Raw genomic sequence first — 10,133 nt, forward strand, 5'->3', positions numbered from 1 at the left:
GCTGGCGGACCTATCCGTGCCGACGATCCAGCGGATGGAAGCCAGTGAAGGTGTCGTCCGCGGCAATGTCGATTCTCTGATGAGGCTGGTTGCCGCGCTCGAGAACGCGGGGATCGAACTGATCAACCCCGGCGTTGCCAGTCCGACCGGTGGCCGCGGCGTGCGGCTGAGAGAGAACATCGTAAAGCCAAAAGCGAAGCCGTTGCGGCAGCCAAAAGTGTCTTCATCGCGGGCGCTGGAACGGGCTCGATGAATTGCCGTGACGTGTTGCATGCCCATGGCGGCGTTCTGCAAGGACCGCAGCATCTGGCCGGGCTTCAAGACGTGCCGGCGCCGGCGTCCACGCGTTCGAGCAGGGCGAGCAGTCCTTGCAGCATCGCCGTTGGCGTAGGGGGACAGCCGGGAATATGGAGATCGACAGGGACGACTTCCGAAACCCCGCCGACGACCGCGTAGCTGCCGGCAAAACATCCGCCATCCCGCGCGCAGTCTCCGATCGCGACCACCCACTTGGGACCGGGAACCGCGGCGTAGGTGCGCTCCAGCGCTTCGCGCATGTTCTTTGTCACCGGACCGGTCACCATCAGCACATCGGCATGGCGCGGCGAGGCGACGAACCGCAGACCGAAGCGTTCGACGTCGTAATAGGCGTTGTTGAGCGCGTGAATTTCCAGCTCGCACCCATTGCAGGAACCGGCGTCGACCTCGCGGATCGAGAGACTTCGTCCGAGCCGCCGTCGCGCAGCGTGACCGACGGCTTGCGCGAGTTCCGCTACCGCGGCATCGTCCGGCGACGGCGCCTGCTCGGTAAATGGCCGGCGAAACAGGCTTTCAAGAAGATGTCTGCGCATGCTGTGTCGTCCTTAGAGCATGATCCGGAAAAGCATTCCTCAGGCTTGACCCTTGGGTGGGAACCGGTTTTCCCCCGCACAAACGCGGAACGCGTTTGCTCTTAAGATCATGCTCAATCAAAGAGATTGAATCATGATCCGATTGATCTAATCGGATCATGATCTAGAGATCGTGGCCCGAATAGGAGCAGTTGAACGATTTGTTGCAAAGCGGAAAATCCGCAACGATATTGTCCTCGATCACAGCCTCGAGCAGCGGCCATTGAAACCACGATGGATCGCGCAGGCGGCAGCGTTCCACCTGGCCCTCGCGCAGGCGGAGCCAGACCAGAATGTCGCCACGAAAGCCCTCGACGATGGCCGCGCCCTCTTGCGTCTCCTGCCGGTGCGCGGGATTGCCGCGTAGCGGGCCTGCGGGAAGCTCGCCCAATATCTGTTCGATCAGGGCAAGCGACGCTTCAACCTCGCGCACCCTGATCCAGACGCGTGCGTTGACATCACCCTCGTGGAGGATTGGTACCTCGAAGCGCAAGCGGTCATAGGGCGGATAGGCAAGGGTCCGGCGCGCGTCGAAGGATCGGCCGGAGGCGCGGCCGATGGGTCCACCGGCGGAATATTGTTTTGCCAGTGCCGGTCTGAGCACGCCGGTACTGACTGTACGATCCTGCAGCGACGCGGTGTTGTCGTATAATTCGACCAAGGCAGGAAAGCGCCGCCGGATATTCCGCAGCGTCGCCTCGATGGTTTCAATTCCGTCACGGTCAAGGTCGCGGTTCACGCCACCGGGCACGACGATGTCCCGCAGCAATCGATGACCGAATGCGCGATGGGATGCACGCAGCACGTTCTCCCGCAACACGCTGCAATGCGCATGCATCAGCGCGAAGGAGGCATCGTTGCAGATGGCGCCGATGTCGCCGAGATGGTTGGCAAGCCGCTCCAGTTCTGCCAGCAGGGCCCGTAACCAGACCGCGCGATCGGGCACCACGAGTTCGATCGCCGCTTCGGTCGCCCGTGAAAACGCGCAAGCGTAAGCAACCGTGCTGTCGCCCGACACGCGACCGGCGAGTTCAGCTGCTCGCTCGAGGCTCAAGCCCATCATCAGTCCTTCAACACCCTTATGGGTGTAGCCAAGCCGCGCCTCCAGCCGGACCACGGTCTCCCCACTGGCCGTGAACCGGAAATGCCCGGGCTCGATAATTCCCGCGTGCACGGGACCCACCGGGATCTGATGCAGGCCACAGCCTTCCGCCGCCAGGAAGCGATAGGGCACAGCCTTCGGCAACGGCTTGCATGGCTCCCCCAGGGGGGCGCGTACCCCCCAACGGTCGTGATCGAGCCAGGGACGGCTATCGGGCAAGCCTTCCGCTGACAGACCGTAGAGATCGCCGATCGCGCGCTCCAGTCGAAGCGCCGGGGGGTGGTGCAGGCCGACGGAAGGATAATTGCCATCGGGGCAATCCAGACTGACGGTCACGATATCAGCCGTATCTTGATCCATGATCGCCATGTGTACGGTTGCGGGTTCGCCCCAGAGGTCGAGCAAGTTCCAACGTCCCCCGGCCAGTTCGCTTGCTGCCAATTTCCAGCCTGAAGCATCGACCATGGCGCGCGGCCACGGCCTGTGGTGAGAGACCTTGCGGTCGTGACGTGTGAGATCGATCGGTGAGGGCATATTGGTTATCCCTGGACTATCCGAGGAGGTGAGCCACGTGCTGGAACCAGACGACAATCGGCGGGGGAAGATAGATGCCCGCGATCAGAACCAGTGCGAGATGGGCAAACATCGGCACATAAGAGGCTTCCGCTGCCGCGGTGCTGCCGCGGGGGGCACCGAATGCCAGGCCGGTCAGGCGCAGCAGCAGCGCGCCAAAGGCCAGCAACAGTCCGAACACCAGCACGATCGCGAGCAGGGGCTGCCGCGCAAAGGTCGAGCTTACCACCAGAAATTCGCTCATGAAGATACCAAGCGGCGGCAGGCCTCCGATCGCGACGACACCCGTAACGAGGCCCCAGCCAAGCGCCGGATGGCTCACCGTCAAGCCCCTGATGCGGGCGATCCGCTGCGTGCCCTTGATCTGCGAGATATGGCCGACGGCGTAGAAAATCGCCGACTTGGTCAGGCTGTGCATCACCATATGCAGCAGCCCGGCAAAATTGGCGAGCGGGCCGCCCATCCCGAACGCGAATACGATAATGCCCATATGTTCGATCGAGGAGTAGGCGAACAGCCGTTTGATGTCGCGCCGGCGGTAGAGCATGAACGCGGCGAACACGAGCGAAATCAGGCCCATCGTCACCATCAGCGGGCCCGACGCAATCGCCGCCGGATTGGCGGCCAGCAATATCTTGAAGCGCAGCAACGCATAGAGCGCGACATTCAAGAGCAGGCCCGACAGCACCGCCGAGATCGGCGTCGGCCCCTCGGCATGGGCGTCGGGCAGCCAGGCATGCAGCGGCGCCAGGCCGACCTTGGTCCCGTAGCCGAGAAACAGAAAAATGAAAGCGACATTGAGCAGGGCAGGGTCGAAGGCGCCCGCATGCTGGACCAGGAGCGTCCAGACCATCGCGTCCTGGCCTTCGCCGACGACCGGACGCGCCGCCATGTAGACCAGGATCGTGCCGAACAAAGCGAGCGCTATTCCGACACTGCCGAGAATGAAATATTTCCATGCCGCTTCGAGCGCGGCATGGGTACGATAGATGCCGACCATCAGCACCGTAGTCAGCGTAGCGATTTCCACCGCGACCCACATCAGACCGATATTGTTCGACACGAAGGCGAGGTTCATGCCGAACATCATGGTCTGGTACATGGCATGATAGAAACGCAGGTATGCCGGCGTCAGCCGGCCGGTTTCGAGTTCGTGGGCGATGTAGCTCGCGCTGAAGATGCTGGTGGAAAAACCCACGAAGGTATTGAGCACGATGAAGACGATATTGAGATCGTCGATCAGAACGTACGGCCCCGGCTGCGGACGATCCATCAGGAACAGCGAGAGCGCCGAGAGAAAGGTCGCAAGACTGGCAACGACGTTCAACCGCGCAGTCAGCCGGTAGCCCGGCAGCATCGCCAGCAAGGCGGCGGACCCGATCGGAACGAGCAGCACGGCCGCGACCGGATCGAAGGAGGCCACGGTCATCGCTGCTCGCCCCGGAAATCGTCGAGCGCGGACACGTCGACCGAATCGAAGCGTTCGCGGATCCGGAACAGGAAAATGCCGATGACGATGAACGCGATCAGGATCGAGAAGGCGACGCTGATCTCGACCACCAACGGCATGCCCTTGGCGCCGGTCGCCGCCAGCACCAGTCCGTTCTCGAGCGACATGAAGCCAACCACCTGACTGACGGCGTTGCGGCGCGTCACCATCACCAGAAGTCCGAGCAGCACGACGGACAGGGCGAAGGCGAGATCCTCACGCGCCAGCGGATCGGCCTCCGCAGTGACCCGCAGCATCAGCACCATCGAGAGCGCGACCAGCCCCATCCCGGCCAGCATGGTCGGCCCGATCCCGACCGCCGATTCGATGTCGCGGTGAATCCCGAGCTGCTTGACGATGCGATGCAATGCCACCGGAATGACAATCGCCTTGAACACCAGCGCGATCGCTGCGGTGACATAAAGATGCGGCGCGTTCTGGATCAGCGCCTGCCAGGCCACCGAAAGGGCGAGTACCAGGGCATGCAGCGTAAAGACATTGAGCAGCGAATAAAGCCGATCCTGGTACAGCATCAGGAAGCTGATCAGGACGAGCCCGCCGGCGAGCGTGTGCGAGATGTCGAAGGAGAGGCTGTGCAACTGCATCAGAAACTCCTCGACACGAACAATAGCAGCGTCCCGAGCAGGCCGAGCATCAGCGCCGCACCGAGAAATTGCGGAACGCGGAAAACCCGCATTTTCGCGGTGGCAGTCTCGAACAGCGCCAGCAGGAAGCCGGCAACCGCGAGCTTGGCGACGTAGGCGCCGGCGCCGACGGCATAGGCCAGCGGGCCGGTGCCGAACACTGCGATCCGCCAGGGAACGAACACGCAGGCGATCAGCGAGATATAAAGCAACAGCTTGAGAAAAGCGCCGAACTCGATCATCGCCAGATGGCGCCCCGAATATTCCAGCACCATCGCCTCATGCACCATGGTGAGTTCCAGATGCGTGGCGGGATTGTCGACCGGGATGCGCGCGTTCTCCGCCAGCGCCACCATGACCAGCGCGACCACTGCCATTCCCAGCGATACCCGCAATCCGACATAGGACGAAGCCATGAAATTGGCGACGGTCGAAAGCTGGGTCGAGCCGGCTACCAGCGCCATGCAAAACACGATCAGCAGCATCGCCGGCTCCGCCAGCGCGGCGATCATGACTTCGCGGCTGGAGCCGATGCCGCCGAAGCTGGTGCCGACATCCATCCCGGCGAGCGCCAGAAAGAACCGCGCACTTCCAAGCAGCGCAACGATGGCGATCAGATCCGCCGTCCAGTTGAACAATAGGCCGGTCGCGAAGGTTGGCACCAGCGCCGCGGCCACCCAGATCGTGGCAAAGGTCACGTAGGGCGTGACGCGAAACAGCCAAGACGCGTTGTCGGCCAGCACCACTTCCTTGCGGAGCAGCCGCAACAGATCGCGATAGGGCTGGAACACCGAAGCGCCCCTGCGGCGCGTGAGCTGGGCCTTGACCTTGCGCACGAAGCCGGTCAGCAGCGGGGCGAGCAACAGCACCAGCAGCATCTGCGCGCCCTGCACCAGGATATCTGCGATCACGACCATATCGCGAGCACCAGAAGCAGCGTGACGAGGGTGGCAAAAACCAGACTGAGGTATTGCCGGATGGTCAGGAACTGCAGATAATTGAGCCGCTCGGTAGACCGCTGCACCGCGGCTGCGATCGGTTGATACATCCCCTCCCAGATCAGATCATGCAGTTCGATTCTGAGCCGCGCCGGCCTGGTATCTCCGGGGGCCGGCATCGTGACATGATCACGGGCATGGAACATGAGCGTGCCGAAAACCCTGCGGATCGGCTGGGCGAAGCTTTCCCCCGAATACTGGGCGGCAGGAGTGGGATCGGAAAAACCGCAGCCCCAGGCCGGCGCCCGCCGCAGGGCATGCGAGGCGAAGCGATGGATGAAAAAGACCGCGAGGGAAGCGGATATCGTGATGAACACCATCACCAGTAATCCGTTATACGAACTGCGGCTATCGGCGATCGGCGCAATGGAAAGCCAGGCTTCGTTGGCCTGGATCGGCATACGGCCGCCGAGCATCTCGGTCGTCACCGGCGCGAGCGTGTCGATGACCCATCCCGGCAGGATTCCGGCCAGCAGGCAAAGTGCAGCAAGAATGAACATCGCGGCCAGCGAGGTGCGGTCGACTTCAGATGCGGCCTCCGCTGCGGCGCTGCGCGGTCGTCCGAGAAAGGCCACGCCGAAAGCCTTGACGAAGCAGGCCGCCGCTAATGCCGCCGCCAGCGCCAGCATCACGCCGACCGCGGGCACCATTATTTTCAGCGCCCATTGCGGTAACTCGGGACTCTGCAGCACGGCCTGGAAAATAAGCCATTCCGACACGAAGCCGTTGAACGGCGGCAGTGCCGAGATAGCGACGCAGCCGACCAGAACGGCGAAACTGGTGAACGGCATCCGATGGATAAGACCGCCCAATCGGTCCACGTCACGCGCGTCCGTCGCGGTCAGAACGGCGCCCGCCCCGAAAAACAGCAGGCTCTTGAAGAACGAGTGGTTGAGTACATGAAACAGCGCGGCGGTGAGCGCGAGCGCAGCCGCCAGTTTCAACCCCTCGGCCTGAAAAGCCATGGCAAGGCCGAGGCCGGCGAAGATGACCCCGACGTTCTCGATCGTGCTGTAGGCCAACAGGCGCTTGAGGTCTGTTTCCATCATGGCGTAAAGGATTCCCATGACGGCGGTCAGGCCGCCGAGGAAAAGCACAAGCACGCTTGCCGGCCATGTCGGTTGTCCCAGCAGATCGAACACGACGCGGATGAAGCCGTAGATTGCGACCTTGGTCATGACCCCGCTCATCAGTGCCGAGACGTGGCTGGGCGCCGCGGGATGGGCGAGCGGCAGCCAGACGTGCAAGGGGACCAGGCCGGCCTTGGAACCGGCCCCGATCAAGACCAGGATCAATACCAGCATGGCCTCGTGGGGCGTGTGCGGAGCCGCGCGTATGGCAATGAATCCGTAATCTCCCGCCGGTCCCGCCAATAGACCGAAAGCCAGCAGCAATGCCAGCGTGCCGAAGCTCGCCATCACAAGGTAGATGTAGCCTGCCTTCGCGGTGCCGGCTTCGCGATGATGCGCCATGACCAACGCCCAGGAGGCAAGCGACATGAATTCCCAGCATAGCAAAAAGGAAAAAGCGTCGTCCGCCAGCACCACGAGATTCATGCCGGCCAAAAACGCGGGAAAAAAGGGCAGCACGCGCTGCGGCGACGGCTCGTGGTGGCCGTAGCCGAGACCGTAGAGACTTGCGGCCGCGCCTCCGAGATTGACCACCACGAGGAAAAACGAAGCCATGGCGTCGAGGCGGAAATGGGCCCCAAGCCAGGGTAATCCGAGCGGCAAGGTCAGCTCTGAGGCGTTCGCTCGCTCCCCCATCAGCCAGCCCATGGATCCGAACAAGGCGACCGCGCAAACGGCCAGAGTGGCAGCGTAGACCAGCGTGGTGGAGCCTTTCGAACGACCTGGAATTATCGCGAGAACGGCGATCGCCAGCCATCCCGCGACACAAGACATTTGCAAAACCACCGCGGCAATCATGTGCGCGTCCTGGTACGGCCTGAAGCCTTGTGTTCCGATCGAGCGCCCGCAAGGGTCTTAGCCGAACCTGAAATGAATTTCAGCCTTACGCCTCGCCCCAGCGAATGGCTGACGGCGCCTTCGTCGATCATCTCGATCCCGGCAGCGTCGGGGGCGTCGATCAGCTTGACCAGCGAGCAGACAGTGCCGCGGACCATCGTTTCGCTGGCTTCCATGCGCGCAATGGTGGGCGCGGAAAGGCCCGACAGGTGCGCCAACCGGCGCTGATCGATCCCGAGCAGTACCCTTGCAGCCAGTAACTGCGCTGCCGTGATCATGGGCCCGTCTCGAGATCCCAGCCAATATCAAACATCATCGTTGTATCGTTGTATAGTAAGGAATGATGCTAAAGTGTCAATTAGTGATATATTACACATCAATTCTAAGGTCTTCCTCGGTTAGGGTTTGCCCGCTGTGGCGGTTCGGCTCGTGCGGACCCCCGGGTGGCGGAGTTCTGCAACGCGGACCCAGTCTGGTAACCTTTACCGCAACATCCACTGGCGTTGCGCGGGGGGCTCTCCTAAATATTGAGTAGCTCAAGTTGTGATAAGTATTTCGGAGGCCAAGAAATGGTCTTGAAACGGGTTCTGACCGGCACCGGCATTGTCTTCGCGACGCTCGTGCTATGCAGCGGGCTGTCGCGCGCCGACCAATATCGTCCCGACGAATTCCTGGGCATGGACCTTTCCAGGGCGGCGCTGTCGCCGAAGCCGCTCGGGCCGCCGACGACATTCGCGCCGGTTTCGGTGGAGACAAAAGCCGATCGCGACAGTGCGCCGTCGCGGGCGCGTCTGGAACCGAAAAACACGTCAAGCATCGTCATTCCCAAGACCCGAGTTGCGGAAAGACACGCGGAGCGGCGGCGCGGTGCCGTTCGCGCCCGGCTGGCGCGACGTCACAACAATCCGCTCGACGCCGAGGCGTTCGATGCGCGGATTCAGGTCTGGCCCTGCAAGTCCGGCGGCATCTGCAACTGGAAGCGTCAGGCCAATTGAAGGGCCTTTCGCCGTAACGGCGCGGAAGGTTTCTCGTCTGGCGCACCAGTTTGCAGCGTTTGCAAGACGGCTCAGCGCGTCAGGATCAGGTGGCCGCCCAGCACCAGCGACAGCACTGGGAAGCGTGCCGATCCACGCCGGTAACGATCGCGATGATTCATAGGCTTCCAGCCATCGTCGGAATGCCTTGGCCACGTTTGTCCCAACTGAATCTTGATTTGGCGCCTGTGTTGCGGGCAGGCTATCACACAACCGAAGCACCGTTGTCGCGGGCATTGCCGGGTTGCTGATTCCGGCGGTTTGAAGCTTAAGGAGCGATCATGGAACATCTGCAGACCCGGGGCATCAGCCTGCCGCGGCTCGGGCTCGGCACTTTTCGCATGCACGGCGATGTCTGCCGAGCGGCGGTCGAAAGCGCGCTGGCGCTGGGTTACCGGCACATCGACACCGCGGAAATGTACGGCAACGAAGAGGCGATCGGCGCCGCCATCGCCGAAGCTGGCATCGAACGCTCCGATCTGCACGTCACCACGAAGGTGTGGCACGAAAATCTGGCGCCGGACGCGATCCGCCGCGCGTTCGATGCCAGCCTGAAGAAGCTCAGACTGGATCATGTCGATCTTTACCTGGTACACTGGCCGGCGAAAGACATGGATTTGCCGGCCATTTTCGAAACGCTCGTGAAGCTGGAAGATGAGGGCCGTACCCGCGCCATCGGCGTAGCCAATTTCAACGTGGCGCTCTTGAACATTGTCGTTGAAGAGATCAAGGCGCCGATCGCCTGCAACCAGGTCGAATATCATGTGATGCTCGACCAGACGCCACTGCGCAGATATCTGGCGGCAAGATCGATTCCCTTAGTGGCCTATTGTCCGCTGGCGCAGGGCCGGACAGCCTCCGACCAGACGCTGATGGCGATCGGCCGCAAGCACGGCGCCAGCGCCGCCCAGGTGGCGCTGAAGTGGCTGCTCGATCAGGAAGGCGTTGCGGCTATTCCGAAGGCGGCGCGCCGCGAGAGCCAGAAGGCGAACCTCGATGCGCTGAATGTCGGGCTCGACGATGAGGACATCAAGGCCATCGCAGGGCTGCCGAAAGATCGGCGCTGCGTTAATCCCGGCTTCGCGCCGGCGTGGGACTAAGAAAGGAAATGGCCCCTCGCGGGGCCATTTTGTGTCGCGCCTCAGTAGTCGTGATGGCGATGCTTGATGATGACGACCTTCCTGTCGTGATGGTCGCGCCAGCCATGATCGCGATGCATTTCAGCCCGTGCGTTGAAGCGATCGTGATTGCGGTGGTTGATGACCACGGTTTCAGCGTTAGCGATCGACGGTGCGGCGATGGCGATCGCGCCAAGCGCTGCGATAACGTATCCAATCTTATTCATATTGTCCTCCTCGGTTGAACGAGGATAAAACATCGCCCCGACGGGAACGTTCCCCTGGACTCGGGAGAGAATTCTGAACGACTGTTCAGAA

Annotated in this window: 11 protein-coding genes; 3 read left to right on the plus strand and 8 right to left on the minus strand. The window is 62.1% G+C overall.

All coding sequences use genetic code 11. The annotated features are described in order from the left end of the window. Nucleotide 1: 1 nt before the first annotated feature. On the plus strand, nucleotides 2–253 hold the full coding sequence (locus ABSG20_RS20765) for a helix-turn-helix domain-containing protein (protein ID WP_423866386.1): 252 nt from the start codon (nucleotides 2–4) through the stop codon (nucleotides 251–253). Nucleotides 254–317: 64 nt separating this feature from the next. On the opposite strand, the gene ABSG20_RS20770 is transcribed toward ABSG20_RS20765, so the two are convergent. The 7 genes from ABSG20_RS20770 to ABSG20_RS20800 all read right to left on the minus strand — a co-directional run bounded on the left by ABSG20_RS20770 (nucleotide 318) and on the right by ABSG20_RS20800 (nucleotide 7,941). Then, entirely contained in the window at nucleotides 318–851 is a 534-nt protein-coding gene (locus tag ABSG20_RS20770; RefSeq protein ID WP_423866387.1) for an NADH-quinone oxidoreductase subunit B family protein, read from the minus strand. A gap of 163 nt (nucleotides 852–1,014) precedes the next feature. Further along, the gene (locus ABSG20_RS20775; protein WP_423866388.1) at nucleotides 1,015–2,526 is read right to left on the minus strand and encodes a hydrogenase large subunit; all 1,512 of its coding nucleotides are present in this window, start codon (nucleotides 2,524–2,526) and stop codon (nucleotides 1,015–1,017) included. 16 nt (nucleotides 2,527–2,542) lie between these two features. Beyond that, nucleotides 2,543–3,994, minus strand: a complete 1,452-nt coding sequence (locus ABSG20_RS20780) for a hydrogenase 4 subunit F (protein WP_423866389.1) — start codon at nucleotides 3,992–3,994, stop codon at nucleotides 2,543–2,545. Then, nucleotides 3,991–4,659: a hydrogenase-4 component E gene (locus ABSG20_RS20785; protein WP_423866390.1), complete on the minus strand. Its 669-nt coding sequence runs from the start codon at nucleotides 4,657–4,659 to the stop codon at nucleotides 3,991–3,993. The genes ABSG20_RS20780 and ABSG20_RS20785 overlap by 4 nt, the downstream gene beginning before the upstream one ends. After that, nucleotides 4,659–5,615: a respiratory chain complex I subunit 1 family protein gene (locus tag ABSG20_RS20790; protein ID WP_423866391.1), complete on the minus strand. Its 957-nt coding sequence runs from the start codon at nucleotides 5,613–5,615 to the stop codon at nucleotides 4,659–4,661. Before ABSG20_RS20790 ends, ABSG20_RS20785 begins: the two co-directional genes overlap by 1 nt. After that, nucleotides 5,606–7,624: a hydrogenase 4 subunit B gene (gene hyfB / locus ABSG20_RS20795; protein ID WP_423866392.1), complete on the minus strand. Its 2,019-nt coding sequence runs from the start codon at nucleotides 7,622–7,624 to the stop codon at nucleotides 5,606–5,608. The genes ABSG20_RS20790 and hyfB overlap by 10 nt, the downstream gene beginning before the upstream one ends. Beyond that, nucleotides 7,621–7,941 (minus strand): helix-turn-helix domain-containing protein, encoded by a 321-nt coding sequence (locus tag ABSG20_RS20800; protein ID WP_423866393.1) that lies wholly within the window; start codon nucleotides 7,939–7,941, stop codon nucleotides 7,621–7,623. The genes hyfB and ABSG20_RS20800 overlap by 4 nt, the downstream gene beginning before the upstream one ends. A gap of 291 nt (nucleotides 7,942–8,232) precedes the next feature. Between ABSG20_RS20800 and ABSG20_RS20805 the strand changes: the two genes are divergently transcribed. Both ABSG20_RS20805 and ABSG20_RS20810 read left to right on the plus strand, forming a co-directional pair. Beyond that, the gene (locus tag ABSG20_RS20805) at nucleotides 8,233–8,658 is read left to right on the plus strand and encodes a hypothetical protein (protein WP_423866394.1); all 426 of its coding nucleotides are present in this window, start codon (nucleotides 8,233–8,235) and stop codon (nucleotides 8,656–8,658) included. A 320-nt stretch (nucleotides 8,659–8,978) separates the two neighbouring features. Continuing rightward, nucleotides 8,979–9,797, plus strand: a complete 819-nt coding sequence (locus ABSG20_RS20810) for an aldo/keto reductase (RefSeq protein ID WP_423866395.1) — start codon at nucleotides 8,979–8,981, stop codon at nucleotides 9,795–9,797. A 41-nt stretch (nucleotides 9,798–9,838) separates the two neighbouring features. Here the strand turns inward: ABSG20_RS20810 and ABSG20_RS20815 are convergent. Further along, a partial coding sequence (locus tag ABSG20_RS20815) for a hypothetical protein (RefSeq protein ID WP_423866396.1) occupies nucleotides 9,839–10,133 on the minus strand: 295 nt, incomplete at its 5' end.

The sequence above is a fragment of the Bradyrhizobium sp. genome (assembly GCF_049512235.1).
Classification (GTDB): domain Bacteria; phylum Pseudomonadota; class Alphaproteobacteria; order Rhizobiales; family Xanthobacteraceae; genus Bradyrhizobium.

Excerpts from the sequence above, each read along its gene's own strand:
- hyfB (WP_423866392.1), bottom strand. The coding sequence starts at position 7,624 with ATGATTGCCGCGGTGGTTTTGCAAATGTCTTGTGTCGCGGGATGGCTG.
- ABSG20_RS20770 (WP_423866387.1), bottom strand. The coding sequence starts at position 851 with ATGCGCAGACATCTTCTTGAAAGCCTGTTTCGCCGGCCATTTACCGAG.
- ABSG20_RS20790 (WP_423866391.1), bottom strand. The coding sequence starts at position 5,615 with ATGGTCGTGATCGCAGATATCCTGGTGCAGGGCGCGCAGATGCTGCTG.
- ABSG20_RS20780 (WP_423866389.1), bottom strand. The coding sequence starts at position 3,994 with ATGACCGTGGCCTCCTTCGATCCGGTCGCGGCCGTGCTGCTCGTTCCG.
- ABSG20_RS20775 (WP_423866388.1), bottom strand. The coding sequence starts at position 2,526 with ATGCCCTCACCGATCGATCTCACACGTCACGACCGCAAGGTCTCTCAC.
- ABSG20_RS20810 (WP_423866395.1), top strand. The coding sequence starts at position 8,979 with ATGGAACATCTGCAGACCCGGGGCATCAGCCTGCCGCGGCTCGGGCTC.
- ABSG20_RS20785 (WP_423866390.1), bottom strand. The coding sequence starts at position 4,659 with ATGCAGTTGCACAGCCTCTCCTTCGACATCTCGCACACGCTCGCCGGC.
- ABSG20_RS20800 (WP_423866393.1), bottom strand. The coding sequence starts at position 7,941 with ATGATCACGGCAGCGCAGTTACTGGCTGCAAGGGTACTGCTCGGGATC.
- ABSG20_RS20805 (WP_423866394.1), top strand. The coding sequence starts at position 8,233 with ATGGTCTTGAAACGGGTTCTGACCGGCACCGGCATTGTCTTCGCGACG.